Below are 23,378 nucleotides of genomic sequence, written 5' to 3' on the forward strand. Positions count from 1 at the left end.
CGCTCACCCTACCGGCGCTTCGCCGTCGGCGAGCGGACGGACGCGCACCGCCGACCAGACGTCGTCGACGGCGACATTGCTGATCGCGCGCCAGCCGAACGCTCCGGCCTCCCGGATGAAGGTGTCCCGATTGAAGTCGGCCTTGCCGCCCTTCGGGTAGAGGAACCAGACCGCGCGGGCGCCGGCGAGCGCGGGCAGTTCGGCCCCGAACCGCGCCAGGAGCTCGTCGCGGGTGCGCACGAACGTCACGGACACCACGGCCTCCCCCGGATCGACCTCCGTCACGCCGTCCGGCAGGGCGCCGAGCACGACGCGCTCGTCCTCTCCGGCCCCGACGAGGCTCAGGGCGTCGCCCGCCTTCAGGAGCAGCTTCTGCACGACGGTCTTGGCCATCAGGAGCCCACCTCCTGGTAGGCGGCGAACAGGAGGCTCTGGTCCGGCCCGGCGAGCACGGTCGGCCGCCCGATGTCGTCCAGCACGATGAACCGCAGCAGGCTGCCGCGCGCCTTCTTGTCGCGCTGCATGGTCGCCAGCAGGGTCTGCCAGCGGCCGAGCGGGTAACTGGTCGGCAGCGTGAGCGACTCCAGGATGCGCCGGTGCCGGTCCACGGCCTCGTCGCTCAGCCGGCCGCTCAGCCGGCCGAGCTCGGCGGCGTAGACCATCCCGACCGAGACCGCGGCGCCGTGCCGCCACTGGTAGCGCTCGGCGTGCTCGATCGCGTGGCCGAGGGTGTGGCCGTAGTTGAGGATCTCGCGGAGGCCCTGCTCGGTGAAGTCCTCCCCCACCACCCGGGCCTTGATCCCGACGGACAGCTCGACCAGGCGGCGGAACTCCGGCGACTCCGGGTCGGTCGCGACATCGACGTCCCGCTCGACGATGTCCAGGATCTCCGGTTCGGCGATGAAGCCGTACTTGACGACCTCGGCGAAGCCCGCGAGGAGCTCGTTGCGGCCGAGCGAGGTGAGCGTGTCCAGGTCGCAGATCACCGCGGCCGGCGCGTAGAAGACGCCGACCAGGTTCTTGCCCTCGGCGGTGTTGATGCCGGTCTTGCCTCCGACCGCCGCGTCCACCATCCCGAGCAGCGTCGTCGGCACCTGCACCAGGCGCACGCCGCGCAGCCAGGTGGCCGCGACGAAGCCCGCCAGGTCGGTTACCGCGCCACCGCCGAAGCCGACGACCGCGTCCGACCGGGTGAAGTCGGCCTGGCCCATGATCCCCCACAGGAACGACGCGACCTCCACGCGCTTCGCGGCCTCCGCGTCCGGGACCTCGGCGAGCAGCACCTCGTACTGGCCGACGAGCGACTCGCGCAGCTCCGCCGCGGCGGCGCCGAGGGTCGGCGGGTGCACGACGAGCACCTTGTTCACACCGCTGCCGAGGTGTGCGGCGAGGCCGAACCGGAGGCCGCGCCCGATGACGACCGGGTACTGGTTCGCGCCGGCGACGAGGATCTCGGTGGGCTGGTCGGTCATGACTCTCCTTGTTCGGTGCTGCGGCCGCCTTCCACCCAGCGCGCGATCTCCTCGACGATGGTCTCGATCGGCCGGGTCGAGGTGTCAGCGGTGTAGTCCGCGAGCGACTGGTACAGCGGGGTGCGCGCCTCCACGAGCCGCGTCCACGACTCCAGGTCGGTGACCAGCGGGCGCTTGCGGTTGGTGATCCGGGAGGCGATGGCCTCCGGCCGGACGGTGAGCAGGACGACCCGCGTCGCCGCGAGGTCCGCCTGCGTGTCCGGGTCGAGCACCGCTCCCCCGCCCAGCGAGACGATGCCGGGCCGGGCGACCGCCTCGGCGACCGCGGCCCGTTCGAGGGCGCGGAAGTAGGGCTCGCCGTGCTCCGCGAAGATGTCGGCGATGGCCCCGTGCCCGGCGACCACGACCGCGTCGGTGTCGACGAACGGGAGGCCGAGCCGCCGGGCGAGGCGCTTGCCCAGCCGCGTCTTGCCCGCTGCGGGTGGGCCGATCAGGACGATCGTCACCGGACTCAGGCGTACGGCGCGCTGACGCGCTCCGTCGCCAGATTCTGCGGGATGTTGTCGAGGTACCCGCGGAGGTTGCGCGCCGTCTCGGTGACGGAGTCGCCGCCGAACTTCTCCAGCACGGCGTTCGCGAGCACGAGCGCGACCATGGCCTCCGCGACCACGCCGGCCGCGGGGACCGCGCAGACGTCGGAGCGCTGGTGGTGCGCGGGCGCGGCCTCACTGGTCGCGACGTCGATGGTGCGCAGCGAGTGCGGGACCGTGGCGATCGGCTTCATGCCCGCGCGCACACGGAGCACACTGCCGGTGCTCATGCCGCCCTCCGTGCCGCCGGCACGATCGCTGGTGCGCTGGATGGCGCCCTCCTCGGTGACGAGCTCGTCATGCGCCTGCGAGCCGCGCCGGGTGGTGGTCAGGAAGCCGTCGCCGACCTCCACGCCCTTGATCGCCTGGATGCCCATCAGCGCGGCGGCGAGCTGCGCGTCGAGGCGGCGGTCCCAGTGCACGTGCGAGCCGAGCCCCGGCGGGAGGCCGTAGGCGAGCACCTCCACGACACCGCCGAGGGTGTCGCCCTCCTTGTGGGCGTCGTCCACCTCGGCGACCATCCGCTCGGAGGTGGCGGGGTCGAAGCAGCGCAGCGGGTCGGCGTCGAGCGCGGCGACATCGGCCGGCGTGGGCAGCGGGGCGTCCTCGGGCACGCGGACGGGTCCGATCGACAGCGTGTGGCTGACCAGCGTGATGCCGAGCTCGGCGAGGAACGAGCGCGCGACGGCGCCGAGCGCGACCCGGGCCGCGGTCTCCCGGGCGCTCGCGCGCTCCAGCACCGGACGGGCCTCGTCGAAACCGTACTTCTGCATGCCGACCAGGTCGGCGTGACCGGGGCGCGGGCGGGTCAGCGCGGCGCCGCGACCGCTGGCGAGCTTCTCCGGGTCGACCGGCTCGGCGCTCATCACGTCGACCCACTTGGGCCACTCGGTGTTGCCGATGCGCAGCGCGATCGGGCTGCCGAGGCTCAGGCCGTGCCGGACGCCGCCGGAGACCTCCAGCGCGTCCTGCTCGAACTTCATGCGCGCACCGCGGCCATAGCCCAGCTTGCGGCGGGCCAGATCGGCGCGGACGGCGTCCAGGGAGACGGGGACGCCCGCGGGGAGCCCCTCGAGGACGGCGATGAGTTCGGGACCGTGGGATTCCCCGGCCGTGAGCCAACGAAGCATGCTTCGATTCTGGCACAGCGACGGGGGCCCGCCTCCCGCCGTTACGCCGGAAGCGGCCGCTGCGGCAGTGGTCGGCCTATTCCGCTTCGCCCTCGACGGAGCCGTCGCCGACGGGCGCCCCCTCCGCGTCGATGCCGACCGCGGCGAGCATGGCCTCCAGCACGCCCTCCTCATCGGGCAGCGGCTGCAGCACGTCGCCGGACACGAAGATCCGCACCTGCAGCAGCGCCTGGTGCGCGAGCATCGCCAGCCCGGAGACCACCCGGCCGCCGACGGCCTGCCAGGTCGTCGCGAGCACGCTCGGCCACGGGTCGTACGCCACGTCGAGCAGCACCGCCTTGCGGCGGGTCGAGTCCGTGTAGAGCGCCTCCGTGGTGGCACCGCCGGGCAGGGCGCTGATCACGAGCTCCGGGACGTCGAGCGACCGGTCGGCCTGCGCGAACGACCGGATGCGGATCATCAGCCCGAGCTGGTGGGCGAGCGGCTCCAGCCAGACGCTCTTCTGCAGGTCGCGGACGTGCACGTCCACGCGCTCGGCCCCGAGCTCGGCCGCGGCGACCAGCGCGGACGCGGCGGTCGCACCCCCGCCGAGGACGTGCACGTAGCGTGCGCTCGCCAGCCCAGCGGCCGAGAGCGCGCGGACGATGCCGGCGACATCGGTGTTGAACCCGCGGAGGTCGTCCCCGTCGAGCAGCACGGTGTTGGCCGCGCCGGTCTGCTCCGCGACCCGGTCGGTCTCGGTCAGCAGCGGGATCACGGCCTGCTTGAGCGGCATCGTCAGCGACAGGCCGCGCCACTCCTCGCCCAGTCCGTCGATGAAGTCCGCGAGCCCGTCCTCCGCCACGTCGAGCTGGTCGTACGACCAGTCCAGCCCGAGGGCGTCGTAGGCGGCCCGGTGCAGAGCCGGCGACTTCGAGTGCCCGATCGGCGAGCCGAGCACGGCCAGCCGGCGGGAGGCGGTGGCCGGCGGCGCGACCTCGACGACGACCTCGTCGACCTCCTCGACCTCGATCACGCCATCCTCGTCTACGGTCTCGATGACCTGCTCGACCTCGACGACCTCGACGACCTCAGGCTCGGGCTCGACCTCGGGCTCGACCTCGTCGCGCGGCTCCTCGCTGTCGGCGGCCTCCTCGGCCTCCGCGATCGCGGCTTCTTCGGCCTCCGCCTCGCGCTCGGCCTCCACCAGCTCGGCGATCAGTCCTTCGGCCGACGCCTCGGAGACCCCGTTCTCCACGGAGGAGTCGAGCGCGTCCGCGGGCGCCCCCTTCGTCCCCTGCGCGCGGGGCTTACGGGGCTTCGCGGTGGGCCGGGACTTCGGTTCGTCACTCATAGCCGGGGTTGTCCTTCATCCATTGCTGCCACTTCTCGACCGCGGCGTCGTGCTCGGCCTGGGTGGTCGAGAAGATCGTCTCGCCGGTCTTGAGGTTCCAGGTCACGAAGTACATCCAGGTCCCGTCCGCCGGGTGCATCACCGCGTTGAACGCGAGGTCGCCGGGGTTCGAGATGGGCCCGACCGGGAGGCCGGGGTGGGCGTACGTGTTATACGGGTTCGACGCGTCCGCGCGCTCGGCGTCGGTGGTCGCGACGCGGTCGGTGTGGCCGGTCCCGTAGGCGACGGTCGCGTCCGACTGGAGGTCCCAGCCCTGGGCGAGGCGGTTGAGGAACACACGTGCGACCTTCGGGAAGTCGTCCTTGAGGCCGGCCTCGCGCTGCACGATCGAGGCGAGGACCACCGTGTTCCAGCGGTCGGCGACCGGCACGCCGGCCTCGTCGAGCGACTGGAAGGAACGGTCGACCATGGTCTTGATCGCGTCGTGCGCCGAGATGCCGGGCGGGAACGTGTACGTCGCAGGGAACAGGAAGCCCTCCAGGGTCTTCGCCTGCGCGGGCACCCCGAACTCGGCCGGGTTCGCCGCGGCCTGCTGCAGCTCGGCCAGCGGGATCTTCGTCGCGTCGGCGACCGTCTGCAGCGCGTCCTTCTCCGCCGTGCCCTCCGGGATCACCGCGGTGTTCTGCATCCGGGAGGCCGGGTCCTGCAGCGCGGTGAGCGCGGCCTTCGCACTCATCTGCTTGGCCAGCTTGAACACGCCGGGCTGCCAGACCACCTGCGGCTGCTGACGCAGCAGCAGCGAGTAGAAGGCGTCGTAGCTCTTCGTCACGCCGGCCTTCTGCAGGTTCGTGGCGATGGCGCTGCCGTCGTCACCCGACTTGATCGTGAACGTCACAGACCCGGTGCCGGTGCCCTGGTAGTCGTCGTCCTGGGGCATCACCTTCGCGACCAGCGCCGCGACCTGGGGCTGGAACGCCATGAAGCCACCCGCCGCAAGGCCGCCGAGGACGAGCACGACCACGAGGGTGATGACGAGCCGCTTCACCCAGCGCCGCTTGCGCTTGCGCGGCGGCTCGTGCGAGACGTAGTTCTGCTGGCGCCAGGCGAGCGGAGAGCCGTGGCCACCATCCGCACGGCGTGCGGCGTCGTCGGCGAGCGGCGCGAAGATCGCGTGCGCCGGGTCGTCGAACCGGTGCTGGTCACGCTTCTCGCCCCCGTGGGCGGCCTCGTGACGCGCGGCCACGGCGACGGTCTCGCGCTCATCGGCCTCGGTCGTGTCGACCGGCACGGGACCGGTCACCACGGAGTCGAAATCCAATCCGGCGAGGGTCTGCCGGTTCACCGGGGTCTCGGCGGGAGGCGGCGTCCACGGACCCGGGGTCTGCGGGTGACGGGCGTCGGCATCCCGTCCTTCCTGCGGCGCGGGAGCTTTCTGCCCCGCCAGAGCTTCCTGCGCCTCCCGTGCCTCCCTGGCCTCACGCGCCTCGCGCCTGGTCAGCGGCTGCTGCCGGTTCACGGCGGGGAAGACGGGCGGCTCCGGCTTCTCCTGCGGGTTCTGCGACAAACTAGTGTCCAATGCTCGGTTCGACGGGTTGGCCCGGCGGACGGCCTGAAGCGCGCTCCGCGTCGAGGGCGTGCTGCAAAATTATCGTGGCGGCTACCTGATCCACCACCGGACGCGCGCTTTTCGAGTTCTTGCCCGACGCCCGGAGCGCCGAATGGGCCGAGACGGTCGAGAGCCGTTCGTCCACCAACCGCACCGGGACGTCCACCTCGGCGTCGAGCGCTTCCGCGAAGGCGACGGCATCCGCCGTCGACGCGGTGTGCGCGCCCGAGAGCGCCAGAGGCAACCCGACGATAATCTCGAAAACTCCGAGTTCGGTCACAATCTCCGCGATCCTGCGCCGATCCGCAGCATCCTCGGAGCGTGCGACCGTCTCCACCGGAGTCGCCAGGACGCCATGGAGGTCGGACCGGCTCACGCCGATGCGCACCTTCCCGACGTCGATGCCGAGCCGCACTCCGCTCCGCACGTGTCAGCCGATCGCCGCGACCACCGCGGAGAGCGCCGCCGGGATGGCTTCGGCGTCCGTGCCGCCGCCCTGCGCGAGGTCCGCCTTGCCGCCGCCGCCGCCGCCCAGCACGCCGGACGCCGTCTTCGCGAGCGCGCCCGCGTTCACGCCGGCGTCACGGGCGGCCTGGTTGGTCGCCACGATCACGACGGGCTTGCCCGCCGCGCGCGCCGCGAGCGCGACGGCCGCCGCGTCCGAGCCCAGTCGCTCGCGCACGGTCGTCACCAGCAGCCTCAGGTCGTCCGCGGAGTTCAGCGCGCCGGCGTCCTCCGCCACAACGGTGACCGCACCCCGGCGGGAGGCGGACTCCAGCAGAGCGGGCACCTTGTCGAGCACCGCGCGGGCCTCGAACGCCTGGATGCGCTTCTCCGCCGCCTTGAGGCTCGCCATCAGGTCGGCGATCTTCTCGGGCAGCTGCTCGCGCGGCGTCTTGAGCGCGCCGGAGAGCTGGGACACGATCGTGCGCTCGACCGCGAGGTCCTGGAAGGCCTCCAGGCCGACCAGCGACTCCACGCGCCGGTTGGTTGAGCCGACCGACGACTCGCTGACCAGGTTGATCATCCCGATCTCCGAGCTGGTCGTCACGTGCGTGCCAGCGCAGAGCTCGCGCGACCACGGTCCGCCGATGTCGACGACGCGCACGACGTCCCCATACTTCTCGCCGAACAACGCCATCGCGCCGAGCGCCTTGGCCTCGGCGAGCGGCAGCTCGCGCGTCGTCACCTGGAGGTTGTCGCGGATCGCGTTGTTGGAGATCTCCTCGATCTCGCTGCGGGTCTCCGGCGACAGCGCCTGGTTCCAGGAGAAGTCGAGCCGGAGGTAGCCGGCCTTGTTGAACGAGCCGGACTGGTGGGCGTTCGGGCCCAGCACCTGGCGCAGCGCCGCGTGGATGATGTGCGTGCCCGAATGCGCCTGCTTGGCTCCGCGGCGGTACTCCGCGTCCACGAGGCTCGTCGCCGGGGAGCCGACGCCGACCTCGCCGCTGCGCACGAGCACCTTGTGGCTGATCAGGCCCTTCACCGGCTTCTGCACGTCGAGTACGTCGAGCTCGTAGCCCGGGCCCACGATCGTGCCCGCGTCGGCGTCCTGGCCGCCGGACTCCGCGTAGAGGGAGGTCGCGCCGAGGATGATCTCCGCGACCTGACCCTCGCGCGCGACGTTCACGGACCGGCCGTCCACGATCAGGCCGAGCACGCTCGACTCCGTCTCGAGGTCGGTGTAGCCGGTGAAGACCGTCTCGCCCTGCGCGCGGAACGCGCTGTAGACCGACAGGTCCGCCAGAGCGGTCTTCTTCGCCTTGGCGTCGGCCTTCGCGCGGGCGCGCTGGTCGGCCATGAGCGTGTCGAACGCGGCGCGGTCCACGCTGAGGCCGGCCTCCTCCGCCATCTCCAAGGTCAGGTCGATCGGGAAGCCGTAGGTGTCGTGCAGCAGGAACGCCGTGTCACCGGCCAGCTCGTCCTTGCCCGCGCCCTTGGTGTTCGCGACCGCCGTGTCGAGGATGCTCGTGCCGGACGCGAGAGTGCGCAGGAAGGTCTCCTCCTCCGCGTACGCGAGCTGCGAGGTGCGGCTGAACTCGGCCTCCACCTCGGGGTACGCCGCCTTCATGGCGTCGCGGGAGGCCGGGAACAGCTGCGGGAAAGTCGCCGTCTCGACGCCGAGCAGGCGCATCGCGCGCACCGTCCGGCGCAGCAGCCGGCGCAGCACGTAGCCGCGGCCCTCGTTGGACGGCGTGACGCCGTCTGTCATCAGCATCAGGGCGCTGCGGACGTGGTCGGCGACCACGCGCAGGCGGACGTCGTCCTCGTGCGCCTCGTTGCCGTACGGCTTGCCCGCCAGCTCCGCAGCGCGATCGAGCACCGGACGCACCTGGTCGATCTCGTACATGTTGTCGACGCCCTGCTTGATGAACGCGACGCGCTCCAGCCCGAGGCCGGTGTCGATGTTCTTCTTCGGCAGGTCGCCGAGGATGTCGAAGTCCTTCTTGCCGGTGCCCTCGCCGCGCAGATACTGCATGAAGACGAGGTTCCAGATTTCGACGTAGCGGTCGTCGTCGGTCGCCGGGCCGCCGTCGATGCCGTACGCCGGGCCACGGTCGAAGAAGATCTCCGAGCACGGGCCGGCCGGGCCGGGCTGACCGGTCGACCAGTAGTTGGTGTCCTTGCCGAGGCCCTGGATGCGCTCGGCCGGGAGGCCGGCGACGCGGGTCCAGATCTCGCGGGCCTCGTCGTCCTCCTCGTACACCGTGACCCAGAGGTCCTTCGGGTCGAAGCCGAGGCCGCCCTCGTCCTCCGCCGTGGTGAGGAGGTCCCAGGCGAACGTGATCGCCTGCTCCTTGAAGTAGTCGCCGAAGGAGAAGTTGCCGCACATCTGGAAGAAGGTGCCGTGCCGCGGGGTCTTGCCGACCTCCTCGATGTCCAGCGTGCGGATGCACTTCTGGACGCTGGTCGCGCGCGGGAACGGCGCGGGGACGACACCGGTCAGATACGGGACGAAGGGCACCATCCCGGCCACCGTGAACAGCAGCGACGGGTCGTCGCTGACGAGCGAGGCGGACGGAACGACGGTGTGACCGCGCGTGGCGAAGAAGTCGAGCCAGCGGCGGTGGATTTCAGCAGTCTGCATGGTTTCCGGTCGATCGAGGGTGAAGCGAGGAGGCGAGGTCGGAAGAGGGGACGGGCGCTCAGTCGCCGTCGATGGCGGACCGCAGCTCGGCCTCGCGCTGGCGGTACCCGTCGGAGACGGCCTCGCCGAAGTCGCGCGCCTTCTTGTCGAGCGTGCCGAAGAAGTCGCGACCCCTCGGGGTCTCGTTGACCTTGTGGGCGACGACGAAGCCGAGAGCCACGCCGATCAGGAGCCACAGGAAACTCTTCATTGCCGGATCTTCCCTCCCTGGATGCGTGCGTTCAGCGCACTCGCGCAAGTCTAGTCCGCCTTGCGGCGCGAACGCCGGGAGGCCCCGGGCACGCGGAGGGCGGCGCGCACGGCCGCGCTGAAGCCCGCGAGCTTGATCAGCGGGCCGCCGACGGTCGCGGCGAAGAGCGCGACGAGCGCGGACACGTTGCCGGTCACATCGGCGACGTTCTTGGTGATGGTGTCGACCCTGGCGAGCTGCTTGTTCGTCTCCTGCAGGGTGGTCGCGGTCTCCTCCAGGATCGGCGTGATGCCGTCGCTGGTCTCCTTGATCGCGTCGCGCGTGGAGTCGAGCACCCGCCCGAGCTTCAGCAGCGGGACCGCGATGAATCCGACGAGGACGGCGAACACGCCCGCCGCGATCAGTCCCGCGATGTCGCCTCCGGACATGTCGGCCCCCTCCATTCCGTGACGGGCATACGACCCCCAGCGTACGGGAAACCGGCCCGGAATGGACCGGGGAACGCGAGAACGGGGCCGCGGCCGAAGCCGCGACCCCGTTCCACGGGAGTCTCGCTCGCCTTAGCGGGCGGCGTAGTACTCGACGACGAGCTGCACGTCACAGGTGATGGGGACCTCGGCGCGCTTCGGGCGGCGCACGAGGCGGGCCTGGAGCTTGTCGATCTCGACCTCGAGGTAGGCCGGGACCTTCGGGAGGACGTCGACGTGACCGCCGGCGGCCGCGACCTGGAAGGGCTCGGTGCCCTCGGAGCGGGCCTTGACGTGGATGAGCTGACCCGGCTTCACGCGGAAGGACGGGCGGTCGACGATCTTGCCGTCGACGAGGATGTGGCGGTGCACCACGAACTGACGGGCCTGGGAGATGGTGCGGGCGAAGCCGGCACGCAGGACCAGGGCGTCGAGGCGCATCTCGAGGAGCTCGACCAGGTTCTCACCGGTCAGGCCGGCGGTGCGGCGCGCCTCTTCGAAGGCGATGCGGACCTGCTTCTCGAGGATGCCGTACTGGGCGCGCAGACGCTGCTTCTCACGCAGACGAACGGCGTAGTCGGAGTCGGCCTTGCGCTTGGTGCGGCCGTGCTCACCCGGTGCGTACGGGCGCTTCTCCATGTAGCGGGCCGCCTTCGGGGTGAGGGCGATGCCCAGGGCGCGCGACTCGCGGGTCTTGCTGCGGGAACGTGAAGACACGGTTTCCTTTCGGTTTTCTCTCTACGAATGTTGGTCGCAGGGCGCACAGGGGCGCACTGCGCAGGGTTTTTCACCTGCAAGAGAGAGGGATTCACGCCAGGGACGCCCGGCTACAGGGCCTGTCCCGTCGAAAGCGTGTCCCGGGCAGCCGCACCCTGAACACGCTTCTAGGCCCGTCGATTCTAGCAGACCGCGGTCAGCGTCCGCGCACGATGCGGCGCAGCTTCGCCAGGCGTGCGGCGACCTCGCGCTCGTTGCCGTGCTCGGTCGGCGCGTAGTAGGTGGTGTCGGCCAGCTCGTCGGGCAGGTACTGCTGCTCCAGCACGCCGAGCGCGTCGTCGTGCGGATACTTGTAGCCCTTGCCGTGGCCGAGCCGCTTGGCCCCGGGATAGTGCGCGTCGCGCAGGTGCTTGGGCACCCTCCCGATCTTGCCGGCGCGCACGTCGGCGATCGCCGCGTCCAGCGCCATGTGCGCCGCGTTCGACTTGGGTGCGGTGGCCAGGTGGACGACCGCCTGGGCGAGCGGGATGCGTCCCTCCGGCATCCCGATGTACTGCACGGCGTCGGCGGCGGCGATCGCGACCACCAGGGCCTGCGGGTCGGCCATCCCGATGTCCTCCGACGCCGAGACGATGATTCTGCGGGCGATGAATCGCGGATCCTCCCCCGCCTCGATCATCCGCGCCAGGTAGTGCAGCGCCGCGTCGACGTCCGAGCCGCGGACGGACTTGATGAACGCGCTGATGACGTCGTAATGCTCGTCGCCGTTGCGGTCGTAGCGCAGCAGGGCGCGGTCGACGGCCTGCGCCACGAGCTCGGCCGTGATGACCGGCTTCTTCTTGGCGGTCGCGGGCGTCAGTGACGCAGCGGTCACCGACGCGGCCTCCAGCGCGGTGAGGGCGCGCCGGGCGTCGCCGGAGGCCAGCCGGACGAGCGCCGCGCGGGCCTCGTCCTCCAGGGTGTACTGGCCGCCCAGACCCCGGTCGTCGGACACCGCGCGGTCGATGACCACGCCGAGGTCCTCGTCGCTCAGCGTCTCCAGCGTGAGCAGGAGCGACCGCGACAGCAGCGGCGAGATCACGGAGAACGACGGGTTCTCGGTGGTCGCGGCGACGAGGATGACCCAGCCGTTCTCGACGCCGGGCAGGAGCGCGTCCTGCTGCGCCTTGGTGAACCGGTGGATCTCGTCCAGGAACAGCACGGTGGAGACGCCGTACAGGTCGCGCGTGGAGAGCGCCTCGTCCATCACCAGCCGGACGTCCTTCACACCGGCCGTCACCGCGGACAGCTCCACGAACCGCCGGCCGGATGAGTGCGCGATGGCCTGCGCCAGCGTGGTCTTGCCGGTGCCGGGCGGGCCCCACAGGATGACCGAGACCGAGCCGGACTGGCCATCTTTGTCGGAGGCCAGCGCGACCAGCGGGGAACCCGGCCGCAGCAGGTGGCGCTGTCCCGCGACCTCCTCGAGGGACTTCGGCCGCATGCGCACGGCGAGAGGCGTCGCTCCCGTCCGGAGCCCAGGTTGCACGTCGACCACTCGACAAGCGTAGTCGCCGCCACCGACATCGCTGTCTCGCCGGTCGGGCGCAGGACGGCGCGCGGGTTTGGGCGCTCATAGCCGCGACGGATAAGGTTCGTGCAGCATCCATCCCGCGCGACCCGACCGTCGGAGCGGAATGGCACCCATCCCCCGCTCGACGGCGCCCCCGGAGGACAGACGTGGCACCCAGCAAGCAGAACGACCGCGACGCGCGACAGGCTCGCGAGCGTCTCCGGGCCTATCAGGCGCGGCAGACGGTGCACGAGGAGAAGGCCAGGCGCCGCCGCCGCGACAACTGGGTGGCCGGGATCGCCGTCCTCGTGATCGTCGCGCTCGCGATCGGCACGCAGCTGCTCTTCTTCGCCAAGCCGGCCGCCACCAGCGCGTCCGCCTCGCCGTCGCCCTCCCCCTCCTCGTCGGCGGCGGCCGGGGTGCCGTCCAAGAGCATCGCAGAGGGCCGCACCTGGACCGGCGACCTCACCATCAACGGGATCAAGCTCGGCGTCTCGCTCGACGGCGCCGCCGCGCCGCAGGCGGTCTCCTCGACCATCGCGCTGACGCAGAAGAAGTTCTACGACGGCCTGACCTGCCACCGCCTCACCAACGGCGGCTTCTACGTGCTCCAGTGCGGCGACCCGAACGGCGACGGCAGCGGTGGCCCCGGCTACTCCTACGGCCCCATCGAGAACGCGCCGAAGGACGACAAGTACCCGGCGGGCACCCTCGCCATGGCACGCCAGAGCGGCAACGCGAACAGCCAGGGCAGCCAGTTCTTCATCGTCTACAAGGACACCACCATCCCGTCCGACTCGGCCGGCGGCTACACCGTCATCGGCACGATCACGAGCGGCCTCGACACCCTGGTGACCGACGTCGCCGACAAGGGCGTCCAGGGCGGCGGCACGGACGGCAAGCCCGCCGTCGCGACGAAGATCGACAGCTTCACGCTGCAGTGATCCCGGCGCGTGCAATAGGCTGATTCTCAACGTGGCACCGCAAGCAAGGTGAGGCTCTTGGCTACTTCTGAACAGCACCCCTGGGGTCGCGTCGACGAGACCGGCACCGTGTACGTCCGTGAGGGCGACGGCGAGCGCGCCGTCGGCGAGTACCCGGACGGCACTCCGGAGGAGGCGATCTCCTACTTCGAGCGCAAGTACACCGACCTCGCCGGCCAGGTCGGCCTCCTGGAGCAGCGCGCCCGCCGCGGCGCCCCGGCGGCCGATGTCGCCAAGTCCGTGGCGAGCCTGCGCAGCTCGGTGGAGGGCGCCAACGCCGTGGGCGACCTTGCGTCGCTGATCACGCGGCTCGACGCGCTCGGCGGCACCGTCGAGGAGCTCACCGAGCAGCAGAGCGCCGAGGCCAAGGCCGCACTGGAGCAGGCCATCGCCGACCGCACCGCGATCGTGGAGCAGGCCGAGGCCCTCGCCGCGCAGGACCCGGGCCGCACGCAGTGGAAGCAGACCACCGCGGAGCTCGACGCGCTCTTCGCGAGCTGGCAGGCGCACCAGCACGACGGCCCGCGCCTCCCCAAGAACGAGGCGAACGAGCTCTGGAAGCGGTTCCGCGCCGCGCGCTCGACCATCGAGCACAACCGCAAGGCGTTCTTCGCCGAGCTCGACAACCAGCACCGCGACGTGCGCTCCCGCAAGAACGCGCTGATCGAGCAGGCCGAGGGCCTCGTGCCGCTCGGCGCCGACGGGGTGCCGGAGTACCGGCGCCTGCTCGACCAGTGGAAGCTGGCCGGGCGCGCGGGCAAGAAGAACGACGACGCGCTGTGGGCACGGTTCAAGGCGGCGGGCGACGCGATCTACTCGGCGAAGGCCGAGGTCGACGCGCGCGACAACGTCGAGTACGAGGAGAACCTCACGCTCAAGCTCGCGCTGCTCGACGAGGCGGAGCCGCTCCTCACGGAGAAGGACCGCGAGACCGCGCGCACCAAGCTGCTCTCCATCCAGGAGCGCTGGGACGCGATAGGACGCGTGCCGCGCGACCAGGTGCGCCCCATCGAGGACCGGCTGCGCAAGGTCGAGGCGTCCGTCCGCCGGTTGGACGAAGAGCACTGGGAGCGCAACAACCCCGAGAAGAAGGCGCGCTCCGAGGGGCTCGCCAGCCAGCTGAATGCGGCGATCGCCAAGCTGGAGCAGGAGCTGGAGGAGGCCAAGGCCAGCGGCGACTCCGCCAAGGTCAAGGCGGCTCAGGAGGCGCTGGACGCCCGCAAGGTGTGGCTGGACGCGCTGGGCTGAGTTGCAGCACACCGGGCTGAGCTGTGCGCTGGGCTGAGCTGTCCTCCACAGCCGTTCACGGCGTCGAGTAGTCCACTGATCCGGCGACGGCGGCCCACGGCGGCCGCGGTCGGCGGAGGCTGGACGCATGACGACAGCAACTCCTCTCCTCTTCGACCGTGACGTCCTCCCGCTGGCCGAGCTCTTCGCGCTCGTGCTCGACGGCGAGCTCTACCGCGTCGGCGACGCGTTCGCCTCGCCGGACACCCCCGACACCCCCTCCTTGCGCGCAGCGGCGTTCGCGGCGCTACGGCCTGGGCGCACGGTCGCCGATCGCGGCACCGCGGCGTGGATCCACGGCACCCGGTCCGTGCCTCCGCTCCGGCCGCAGGTCTGCGTGGACGGCGGTCGACGTGGGCGGGTGCCTCCCGACTTCGACGCGCACCAGCACACGCTCGCGGCGGGCGAGGCGGTGAAGCTGAGTGGCGTCCGCGTGACCGTGCCCCTGCGCACCGCGGCCGATCTCATGCTGACGCTCCCCCGGTTCGGGCCAGCCGAGGCGCTCGAAGTGCGCCACCTGCTGCAACTCGGCCGCGAGGGGCCGGACGAGTTGGGCGCCTCCCTGGCCTGTTCGCGCAGGCAGGGAGTGCCCAGGGCGCTCACCCGGATGTCGCTGGTGGAGCGGACCCGGCTTCCGGCGCCGGTCAGCCCGCGCTGACCCGGTACACGTCGTAGACGCCGTCGATCCGGCGCACGGCGTTGAGCACGCGGTCGAGGTGGGTGGTGTCGCCCATCTCGAACACGAAGCGGCTCAGCGCCAGCCGGTTGCTCGACGTCGTCACCGTCGCAGAGAGGATGTTGACATGGTGCTCGGACAGCACCCGCGTGACGTCGGAGAGCAGCCCGGAGCGGTCGAGGGCCTCCACCTGGATCTGCACCAGGAAGACGCTCTTCGAGCTCGGCGCCCACTCCACGTCGATCATGCGGTCGGGCTCCTGCAGCAGGGACTGCACGTTGTGGCAGTTCGCCTGGTGCACGGAGACGCCCTGACCGCGCGTCACGAAGCCGACGATGGGATCACCGGGGACGGGCGTGCAGCACTTCGCGAGCTTCACCAGGATGTCGGGCGCGCCGCGCACGAGCACCCCGGAGTCGCTGTTGCGCAGCTGCTTGGGCCGGCCCTTGACCGGGATGTCCATCTCGCCGTCGGACTCGACCTCGCTCTGCAGCGAGGAGACGATCTTCTCGATCACCGACTGGGTCGAGATGTGGCCCTCGCCGACGGACGCGTACAGGGACGAGACGTCGGGGTGCTTGAGCGACGACGCGACCTCGACCAGGGCGTCCTGCGTCATCAGCTTCTGCAGCGGCAGGTTCTGCTTGCGCATCGCGCGTGCGATCGCGTCCTTGCCCTGCTCGATCGCCTCGTCGCGGCGCTCCTTGGTGAACCACTGCCGGATCTTGTTGCGCGCCCGCGGGCTCTTGACGAAGTTCAGCCAGTCCTGGCTCGGGCCGGAGTCCGGGTTCTTGGAGGTGAAGATCTCGACGACGTCACCGGTGGAGAGCGTGCTCTCCAGCGGCACCAGCCGTCCGTTCACCTTCGCGCCCATCGTGCGGTGGCCGACCTCCGTGTGCACGGCATACGCGAAGTCGACCGGCGTCGCGCCGGCGGGCAGGCCGATCACGCGGCCCTTCGGGGTGAAGACGTAGACCTCTTTCGCGCCGATCTCGAACCGGAGCGAGTCCAGGAACTCCGACGGGTCGGCCGTCTCGGCCTGCCAGTCGGAGATGTGCGCGAGCCACGCCAGGTCGGTGTCCACCTTGCCCGGGCCGCCGGTGCTCTTGCCGGTGGTCGTCTCCTTGTACTTCCAGTGCGCCGCCACACCGAACTCGGCGCGCTGGTGCATCTCCTCGGTGCGGATCTGGATCTCGACCGGACGGCCCTGCGGACCGATCACGGTCGTATGCAGGGACTGGTACAGGTTGAACTTCGGGGTGGCGATGTAGTCCTTGAACCGGCCGGGCATCGGCGTCCAGCGCGCGTGGATCGAACCGAGCACGGCGTAGCAGTCGCGCACCGTGTTGACCAGCACGCGGATGCCGACCAGGTCGTAGATGTCGTCGAACTCGCGGCCCCGCACGACCATCTTCTGGTAGATCGAGTAGTACTGCTTCGGGCGGCCGACCACCTTGCCGCGGATCTTCGCGGTCTTGAGGTCGTCGTTGATCGCGTCGATCACCTGCTGCACGAGCCGCTCGCGCTCCGGGGTGCGCTGCTTCACCAGGCTCTCGATCTCCGCGTAGAGCTTGGGATAGAGCACGGCGAACGACAGATCCTCGAGCTCCCACTTGATCGCCTGGATGCCGAGCCGGTGTGCCAGCGGCGCGTAGATCTCGAGCGTCTCCGTCGCCTTGCGGGTGGCGCTGGCCGCCGGGACGAAGCCCCAGGTGCGCGCGTTGTGCAGCCGGTCCGCCAGCTTGATGATCAACACACGGATGTCCTTGGACATCGCGACGATCATCTTGCGGACGGTCTCGGCTTGGGCGCTGTCCCCGTACTTGACCTTGTCGAGCTTGGTGACGCCGTCGACCAGCATGGCGATCTCGTCGCCGAACTGGTCGCGCAGCTCGTCGAGCGTGTAGGCGGTGTCCTCCACCGTGTCGTGCAGCAGCGCGGCGGCGATCGTCTTGGCGCCGATGCCGAGGTCCGCGATGATCTGGGCGACCGCGACCGGGTGCGTGATGTACGGCTCGCCGGACCGGCGCTTCTGGCCGTCGTGGGCGCGCTCCGCCACGGTGTACGCCCGCTCGATCAGCGAGAGGTCGGCCTTCGGATGGTGCATGCGCACGGTGCGGATCAGCGTGTCGACCGCGCCGGCGGGCTGCGCGCGGGAGAAGATCCGCGGGACGAGACGGCGCAGCGAGGCGGACTGCGGTGTCGTCGTGTCAACCATCTGCTCGCCTCCTGTCGTCCATTATCGTCGCTGTTCGCGCCTTCCCGTTCACCGGGCGGGCGCGAGCGGCGCTCAGGCGGACGCTCCCGGCGGCCGGCCGGGCTGGGCGATCGGTCCCCCGGGAGGGAGCGGGTCGGAGACCGGGCCGCCGGACGCCTGCCAGGCGAGCATCCCGCCGGCCACGTTCGCAGCGGGATAGTCGGCCTGCAGCAGCGCGTCCGTCACCATCCGCGATCGGCCGCCGACGGCGCAGATCACCAGGATCTGCTCGTCCTCCGGCAGCTCGTCCTGGCGCAGTCCGAGTTCCCCCATCGGGATGTGATGGGCGGCCGGAGCATGGCCGGACTCCCACTCGTGGTCCTCGCGGACGTCCAGCAGCCAGGCCGCTCCGGCGTCCACCAGCTCGCGCGCACGCGCGGCAGTCACCTCGTCCTCCGACAGGTAGCTTCCGCTCATGCGCCGACGCTACTCCGCCGGGACGGGCTCGGTCGCGGCGACCTGGGCCTTGGGCCGGATGGAGCGGACCTTCTGGTCGTGCTTCTTGATCCCGGCCTCGCCCTCGCGGAACTGCGAGTACATCGGGGCCGCCAGGAAGATGGTCGAATACGTGCCCACGATGATGCCGATCAGCAGCGCGAGCGAGATGTCGCGCAGCGTGGCGGCGCCGAAGGCATACGCACCGATGAAGAGGATCGACGCGACCGGCAGCACCGCCACGACGGCGGTGTTGATCGACCGGACCAGCGTCTGGTTCACCGCCAGATTCACCGCCTCCGGGAACGTCCGCCGGCTGAGCTCCATCTCCTCGCGCGTATTCTCGCGGATCTTGTCGAACACCACGACGGTGTCGTACAGCGAGTAGCCGAGGATCGTCAGGAAGCCGATCATCGTCGCGGGCGACACCTCGAAGCCGACGAGGGCGTAGATCCCAGCGGTGATGATGAGGTCGTGGAAGAGCGAGATGATCGCCGACGCCGACATCTTCCAGGTCCGGAAGTACAGCGCCATGGCGATGAACGCCAGCAGCAGGAAGACCACCAGGCCCTGGATGGACTGCTGCGTCACGTCCGCGCCCCACGAGGGGCCGATGAACGTCGACGAGACTTCGGACGACGGGACGCCGTACGCCTTGGCGAGCGCGTCGGCCACGGCCTTGGTCTCGGTGTCCGAGAGCTGGTCGGTCTGCACCTGGATGGCGTTGTTGCCCACCACGCTGACGTGGGAGACGGCGTTCGGCACGACGCCTGCGACGGCGCTCTGCGCCTTGCTGGTGTCCGTGCTCTGCACCTGGCTGATCTGGAACTGCGACCCGCCGCGGAACTCGATCGAGAAGTTGAACCCGCCCTTGACGACCGGGATCAGGATCGAGAGCACGACCATCACGATCGCGATGGAGTACCAGATCTTGCGCTTGCCGACGAAGTCGAACGAGCGCGCGCCGGTGTAGAGGTCGTTTCCGAACGTGGTGAGGCGGCTGGCCATCAGTTGTCCTTCCCCTCGGTCGATCGATCGGATGACGAGGAGGTCGAGGCGGAGGCGAGCTCGGCCGCCTTGCGCTCGGCGATCGTCTGGCGGCGGGCCGCCTCGCCGCTGCTGCGGGCGTTCTTGCCTGCGCCCACCAGCTCGGGCTGCGGCGCACGGAACCGGGCCGCGCCGCGGTACACCGCGCCGAGAGCCTCGGGATCGAGACCGGACAGCGGGTGGCCACTGCTGAAGAACCGGGTCTTCGCCAGGAGCTGGAGCGTCGGGTGCGTGAACAGCAGCACCACGATGACGTCGATGATGGTCGTCAGGCCGAGCGTGAACGCGAATCCGCGCACGTTCGCCGCGGCGAGCACGTACAGCACGACGGCCGCGAGGAGGTTGGTCGCCTTGGACGCATAGATCGTGCGGCGTGCACGGCCCCAGCCGGCCTCCACCGCGGATTCGAGACTGCGCCCGTCGCGCAACTCGTCTCGTATTCGCTCGAAGTAGACGATGAACGAGTCCGCTGTGAAGCCGATCGCGACGATCAGACCGGCGACGCCCGCGAGCGAGAGCCGGTAGTCGTAGTGCCAGGACATCAGCGAGATCGTCAGCCAGGTGAGCGTGCCGGCGACCACGAGCGAGAAGATCGTGACCAGGCCGAGCAGGCGGTACTGGAAGAAGGTGTAGATCGCGACCAGGATCAGACCGATCAGGCCGGCGATGAGACCGCTGATCAGCTGCGAGGTTCCCAGGGTGGCCGAGATGTCGTCCTGGCTCTGCACCTTGAAGCTGAACGGCAGGGCGCCGAACTTGAGCTGGTCGGCGAGCGTCTTGGCGCTCTGCTCGGTGAAGTTGCCCGAGATCTGCGGCTTGCCGTCGGTGATTACCGCGTTCGTCGTCGGCGCCGAGATGACCCGGCCGTCCAGGACGATCGCGAACTGGTTCTGCGCGCCCTGGAGGGCGTTCAGGCGCGTGGTCACGGCGGCGAACTGCTTCGTGCCCGTGGCGTCGAAGACGATGTTGACCGCCCACTGGCCGGTCGTGACGCCCTGCGAGCTCTGCATCAGGCCGGCGCTCGCGTCGGAGATGTTCTGGCCCTTCACCTCGACCGGGCCGAGCAGGTACTTGACCGTGTTGCCGTCGTCACAGGTGATCAGCGGCTTGTCGGTGGGCGCCGCGCTGAGGTCCTTGTTCTTGTTGTCGGCGCACGAGTACGCGTCGAACTGCGCCTGCAGCTCCGGGGTCACCCAGGCCAGGTCGCTGCCGTTCGTCGGCTTGGTCGACGGCGTGGACTGCAGGCCGGGCGCGGGGCTCGGCGCCGGGGTCGACTTGCCGTCGGCACCCACGACCTCGTTCGTCGGGCCGCTGGTCTGCAGGACCGGACGGAAGTCCAGTCGCGCGCTCGCCTTGACGCGGTCGAGCGTCTGCTGGTCGGGCTTGCCCGGCAGCGAAACCACGATGTTGCGCGAGCCCTCGGTGGAGATCTGCGCCTCGGACACACCCGACGCGTCGATGCGCTGCCGGATGATCGAGACCGCCTGGTCGAGCTGCTGCTGCTGCACCGACTGACCGTTCTCGACCTGCGGGGCGAGGATGATCTGGGTGCCGCCCTCGAGGTCGAGGGCGAGCTTGGGCAGCCACGTCGCGTTGCTGAACAGGACGCCGGCCGCGAGGGTCCCGAGCAGGACCACCACGATCACACCGAGCCACGTCAACGAACGCCAGGCCTTTTTGACCGGAGTCGACTTTGCCACCTAGGAACTCAGCTTTCTACGAGCGATCCGCGCACCCAGTCGGCACGCGGAGCACAGGGATGCTATCAGTCGTCGCTCTTCGCGCCGGGCTTCTTCGGCGCGTCGTCGATCCGCTCGCCGAATTCCGGAGACGAAGGCTCGGCCGGGATCGCGTGGTCCTCGTTGAGCTCAGCCGCGGCGACCTCGGTGTCGTCGGTCTCGGCGGTCTTCGGCTCCACGACGCGCGCGAGCACCTGGCGGTGCACCTTCACGACGTGGCCCGGGCTGGTCTCGATGACAGCGGTGTTGTCGTCCTCGTCGACGGACAGCAGGGTGCCGTAGAGGCCGAAGTTGGTCATCACCTCGGCGCCGGGCACCATCTTCGAACGCGTCTCATCCTGCTCCCGACGCCGCTTGCGGCTGTTGCGGAACATGAAGAAGACGAGGGCCGCCAAGATGACGACCATCACAATGGTCAACGGATCCATGAAGAAAGCCGAACCTTCCGGTGAAGTCAAGGGGGTATGGCGAATAGCCAGCTTGAATTATAGGTCATCCATCAGGGACGGTTGCTGTGAGAGGCCTTGTCGTTCGCCCCCAGGTCGAGGGCTGGACAGTCCGAAGTGCCGCCAGGCCGCCGCGGTGGCCATGCGTCCGCGCGGCGTGCGCGACAGCAGCCCGATGCGGACCAGGAACGGTTCGACCACTGATTCGATGGTCTCCGCCTCCTCGCCGACCGACACCGCGAGGGTGTTGAGCCCGACCGGGCCGCCCTCGAAGCGCTCCAGGATCGCGTGCAGGACGGCGCGGTCGAGGCGGTCCAGCCCGAGCGGGTCGACGTCGTAGAGCTCCAGCGCCGCCCGGACGGCCGCCAGGTCGGCGCGGGCGCCGTGCACGAGCGCGTAGTCGCGCACCCGGCGCAGCAGCCGGTTGGCGATGCGGGGCGTCCCCCGGCAGCGGCCGGCGATCTCGGCCAGCGCCGAGCGGTCGATCTCGAAGCCGAGCATCGTCGCGGCCCTGGACAGCACCTGCGTCAGCTCGCCCTCGTCGTAGAACTCCAGGTGAGCGGTGAAACCGAAGCGGTCGCGCAGCGGGTTCGGCAGCAGCCCGGAGCGGGTGGTCGCCCCGACGAGCGTGAACGGCGCGAGGTCGAGCGGGATGGAGGTGGCGCCGGCGCCCTTGCCCACCATGATGTCGATCCGGAAGTCCTCCATCGCGAGGTAGAGCATCTCCTCCGCCGAGCGGGCCATGCGGTGGATCTCGTCGATGAACAGCACCTCGCCCGGCGTCAGCGAGGAGAGCAGCGCGGCCAGATCGCCCGCGTGCTGGATGGCGGGGCCGCTGGAGAGCCGGAGCGGACGCTCGCTCTCGTGCGCCACGATCATCGCGAGCGTGGTCTTGCCGAGCCCGGGAGGTCCGGCGAGGAGGATGTGGTCGGCGGTCCGCTCCTGCATCTTCGCCGCCGTCAGCAGCAGCTGGAGCTGGCCGCGGACCTTCGCCTGGCCGACGAACTCGGACAGCGTGCGCGGCCGCAGCGCGCCCTCGAAGGCGAGCTCGGACTCCGACTCCAGCTCCGGTGCGGTGAGGTCGTCGCTCATCGGCTCGCCCCGCTTGAGGCGCCGGCCGGCCCGAGGCGCGCGAGCGAGAGCCGCAGCAGCGCCTGGACGGAGGCGCGGGCGCTCTCGTCGGTCTCGGCGACCACGTCGGAGACCGCCTCCGCGGCGATCTTCTCCGGCCAGCCGAGGCCGACCAGCGCCACGATCACGCTGTCGGGCACGGCGGAGGGCGCGCCCTTCGCAGCGGCGGCGCGGGCGGGCGCACGCCGGGCGGCGAGCTTTCCTGTGAGCGAGACGACGATCAGCTTGGCCGTCTTGGGGCCGATCCCCGACACCTTGCGGAAGGGCGCGTCGTCGTCGGCCGCCACGGCGTCGGCCACCTGGTCGGGGCTGAGCACCGCCAGCACGCCGATCGCGGACTTCGGGCCGACTCCCGACACCCCGTTGAGCAGCTCGAAGACCTGGAGCTGGTCGAGGTCGGCGAAGCCGAAGAGCTGGAGGGCGTCCTCCCGGACGATGAGCGACGTGTGCACGAACGCCTGGTCGCCGACGCGCAGCGAGAGCACGTGGTCGGGGGTGAGCTGCACGGCGAGGCCGACGCCGCCCACCTCGATCACAGCGGTGCCGCCGCTGGCAGAGAGGACGGTGCCGCGGAGGGAGGAGATCACCTCGCCAGCCTACGGGGAACCGCCGACGTGCGGGCGGAGCGCTCGGCGGCGAGCCACGCCGCCTGGGCCGGGGTCTGAGCAGCGCCCGCTGCTCCCCCGTCGGTCGCGGGCGCGCCGCGCCAGGCGTGGCAGATCGCGATGGCCAGGGCGTCAGCCGCGTCCGCCGGCTTCGGCGCCTCGGCCAGGCCGAGGATGCGGGCCACCATGGCCTGGACCTGCTTCTTGTCGGCGGAGCCGTATCCCGTGATCGCGGCCTTGACCTCGCTCGGGGTGTGCAGGGCGACGCGGAGGCCGCGACGGGCTGCGGCGTGCAGCGCCACCCCGCTCACCTGCGCGACGCCCATGACCGTGCGGAGGTTGTGCTGCGCGAACACGCGCTCGATCGCCACCACGTCCGGGCGGTGTTCGTCGAGCAGCTCGTCGATCCCGGTGCCGACCGCCAGCAGCCGCTGCTCCAGCGGCATGTCCGCGGGCGTGCGGATGACGGTGACCACCACGAGGGCGGCCGTGCGGTCGGGCCGGACGTCCACGACGCCCACGCCGCAGCGCGTGAGACCCGGGTCGATGCCGAGCACCCGGATCGTC

23 protein-coding genes are annotated in these 23,378 nt (G+C 70.6%); 3 read left to right on the forward strand and 20 right to left on the reverse strand.

The window, feature by feature from the left end; genetic code table 11:
- Nucleotides 1–3: 3 nt before the first annotated feature.
- From AC3A3H_RS15235 to AC3A3H_RS15290, 12 genes are all read right to left on the reverse strand, one after another.
- Nucleotides 4–393 carry a hypothetical protein gene (locus AC3A3H_RS15235; protein WP_487615384.1) on the reverse strand — a complete coding sequence of 130 codons (390 nt, stop codon included), beginning with the start codon at nt 391–393 and terminating at the stop codon, nt 4–6.
- Entirely contained in the window at nt 393–1,472 is a 1,080-nt protein-coding gene (gene aroB, locus AC3A3H_RS15240; protein WP_487615385.1) for a 3-dehydroquinate synthase, read from the reverse strand. Before aroB ends, AC3A3H_RS15235 begins: the two co-directional genes overlap by 1 nt.
- Entirely contained in the window at nt 1,469–1,987 is a 519-nt protein-coding gene (locus AC3A3H_RS15245) for a shikimate kinase (protein ID WP_487615474.1), read from the reverse strand. The genes aroB and AC3A3H_RS15245 overlap by 4 nt, the downstream gene beginning before the upstream one ends.
- The gene (gene aroC / locus AC3A3H_RS15250; RefSeq protein ID WP_487615386.1) at nt 1,984–3,192 is read right to left on the reverse strand and encodes a chorismate synthase; all 1,209 of its coding nucleotides are present in this window, start codon (nt 3,190–3,192) and stop codon (nt 1,984–1,986) included. Before aroC ends, AC3A3H_RS15245 begins: the two co-directional genes overlap by 4 nt.
- Nucleotides 3,193–3,268: 76 nt before the next feature.
- Nucleotides 3,269–4,525 (reverse strand): shikimate dehydrogenase, encoded by a 1,257-nt coding sequence (locus AC3A3H_RS15255; RefSeq protein WP_487615387.1) that lies wholly within the window; start codon nt 4,523–4,525, stop codon nt 3,269–3,271.
- The gene (gene mltG, locus AC3A3H_RS15260) at nt 4,518–6,101 is read right to left on the reverse strand and encodes an endolytic transglycosylase MltG (protein WP_487615388.1); all 1,584 of its coding nucleotides are present in this window, start codon (nt 6,099–6,101) and stop codon (nt 4,518–4,520) included. Before mltG ends, AC3A3H_RS15255 begins: the two co-directional genes overlap by 8 nt.
- Nucleotides 6,091–6,558 (reverse strand): Holliday junction resolvase RuvX, encoded by a 468-nt coding sequence (gene ruvX, locus AC3A3H_RS15265; protein ID WP_487615389.1) that lies wholly within the window; start codon nt 6,556–6,558, stop codon nt 6,091–6,093. Before ruvX ends, mltG begins: the two co-directional genes overlap by 11 nt.
- 3 nt (nt 6,559–6,561) lie before the next feature.
- Nucleotides 6,562–9,219 (reverse strand): alanine--tRNA ligase, encoded by a 2,658-nt coding sequence (alaS, locus tag AC3A3H_RS15270; protein ID WP_487615390.1) that lies wholly within the window; start codon nt 9,217–9,219, stop codon nt 6,562–6,564.
- Between the two features lie 58 nt (nt 9,220–9,277).
- Nucleotides 9,278–9,469 carry a hypothetical protein gene (locus AC3A3H_RS15275; RefSeq protein WP_487615391.1) on the reverse strand — a complete coding sequence of 64 codons (192 nt, stop codon included), beginning with the start codon at nt 9,467–9,469 and terminating at the stop codon, nt 9,278–9,280.
- A gap of 50 nt (nt 9,470–9,519) precedes the next feature.
- Nucleotides 9,520–9,897, reverse strand: a complete 378-nt coding sequence (locus tag AC3A3H_RS15280; protein WP_487615392.1) for a DUF948 domain-containing protein — start codon at nt 9,895–9,897, stop codon at nt 9,520–9,522.
- Between the two features lie 132 nt (nt 9,898–10,029).
- On the reverse strand, nt 10,030–10,653 hold the full coding sequence (gene rpsD, locus AC3A3H_RS15285; RefSeq protein WP_487615393.1) for a 30S ribosomal protein S4: 624 nt from the start codon (nt 10,651–10,653) through the stop codon (nt 10,030–10,032).
- Nucleotides 10,654–10,849: 196 nt separating this feature from the next.
- On the reverse strand, nt 10,850–12,190 hold the full coding sequence (locus AC3A3H_RS15290; RefSeq protein WP_487615394.1) for a replication-associated recombination protein A: 1,341 nt from the start codon (nt 12,188–12,190) through the stop codon (nt 10,850–10,852).
- Nucleotides 12,191–12,372: 182 nt separating this feature from the next.
- Here AC3A3H_RS15290 and AC3A3H_RS15295 point away from each other — a divergent pair, with 182 nt between their 5' ends.
- The 3 genes from AC3A3H_RS15295 to AC3A3H_RS15305 all read left to right on the forward strand — a co-directional run bounded on the left by AC3A3H_RS15295 (nt 12,373) and on the right by AC3A3H_RS15305 (nt 15,133).
- Nucleotides 12,373–13,149 carry a peptidylprolyl isomerase gene (locus tag AC3A3H_RS15295; RefSeq protein ID WP_487615395.1) on the forward strand — a complete coding sequence of 259 codons (777 nt, stop codon included), beginning with the start codon at nt 12,373–12,375 and terminating at the stop codon, nt 13,147–13,149.
- 57 nt (nt 13,150–13,206) lie between these two features.
- Complete coding sequence (locus AC3A3H_RS15300) at nt 13,207–14,436, forward strand: DUF349 domain-containing protein (RefSeq protein WP_487615396.1); 1,230 nt, start codon at nt 13,207–13,209, stop codon at nt 14,434–14,436.
- A 127-nt stretch (nt 14,437–14,563) separates the two neighbouring features.
- Nucleotides 14,564–15,133 carry a type IV toxin-antitoxin system AbiEi family antitoxin gene (locus tag AC3A3H_RS15305; protein ID WP_487615397.1) on the forward strand — a complete coding sequence of 190 codons (570 nt, stop codon included), beginning with the start codon at nt 14,564–14,566 and terminating at the stop codon, nt 15,131–15,133.
- Here the strand turns inward: AC3A3H_RS15305 and AC3A3H_RS15310 are convergent.
- From AC3A3H_RS15310 to ruvC, 8 genes are all read right to left on the reverse strand, one after another.
- On the reverse strand, nt 15,120–17,369 hold the full coding sequence (locus AC3A3H_RS15310) for a RelA/SpoT family protein (protein WP_487615398.1): 2,250 nt from the start codon (nt 17,367–17,369) through the stop codon (nt 15,120–15,122). The two genes, AC3A3H_RS15305 and AC3A3H_RS15310, sit on opposite strands and share 14 nt — an antisense overlap.
- Nucleotides 17,370–17,441: 72 nt before the next feature.
- Nucleotides 17,442–17,825: a rhodanese-like domain-containing protein gene (locus AC3A3H_RS15315; RefSeq protein WP_487615399.1), complete on the reverse strand. Its 384-nt coding sequence runs from the start codon at nt 17,823–17,825 to the stop codon at nt 17,442–17,444.
- Nucleotides 17,826–17,834: 9 nt separating this feature from the next.
- Nucleotides 17,835–18,851, reverse strand: coding sequence for a protein translocase subunit SecF (gene secF, locus AC3A3H_RS15320; protein ID WP_487615400.1), 1,017 nt, complete (start codon nt 18,849–18,851; stop codon nt 17,835–17,837).
- Nucleotides 18,851–20,590 (reverse strand): protein translocase subunit SecD, encoded by a 1,740-nt coding sequence (secD, locus tag AC3A3H_RS15325; RefSeq protein WP_487615401.1) that lies wholly within the window; start codon nt 20,588–20,590, stop codon nt 18,851–18,853. Before secD ends, secF begins: the two co-directional genes overlap by 1 nt.
- Before the next feature lie 65 nt (nt 20,591–20,655).
- Nucleotides 20,656–21,057, reverse strand: a complete 402-nt coding sequence (gene yajC / locus AC3A3H_RS15330; RefSeq protein ID WP_487615402.1) for a preprotein translocase subunit YajC — start codon at nt 21,055–21,057, stop codon at nt 20,656–20,658.
- 57 nt (nt 21,058–21,114) lie between these two features.
- Nucleotides 21,115–22,167 carry a Holliday junction branch migration DNA helicase RuvB gene (ruvB, locus tag AC3A3H_RS15335; RefSeq protein WP_487615403.1) on the reverse strand — a complete coding sequence of 351 codons (1,053 nt, stop codon included), beginning with the start codon at nt 22,165–22,167 and terminating at the stop codon, nt 21,115–21,117.
- The gene (gene ruvA, locus AC3A3H_RS15340; protein ID WP_487615404.1) at nt 22,164–22,793 is read right to left on the reverse strand and encodes a Holliday junction branch migration protein RuvA; all 630 of its coding nucleotides are present in this window, start codon (nt 22,791–22,793) and stop codon (nt 22,164–22,166) included. The genes ruvB and ruvA overlap by 4 nt, the downstream gene beginning before the upstream one ends.
- On the reverse strand, nt 22,790–23,374 hold the full coding sequence (gene ruvC / locus AC3A3H_RS15345; protein ID WP_487615475.1) for a crossover junction endodeoxyribonuclease RuvC: 585 nt from the start codon (nt 23,372–23,374) through the stop codon (nt 22,790–22,792). The genes ruvA and ruvC overlap by 4 nt, the downstream gene beginning before the upstream one ends.
- Nucleotides 23,375–23,378 lie beyond the last annotated feature (4 nt).

The organism is Leifsonia sp. Soil_N53 (assembly GCF_057655165.1).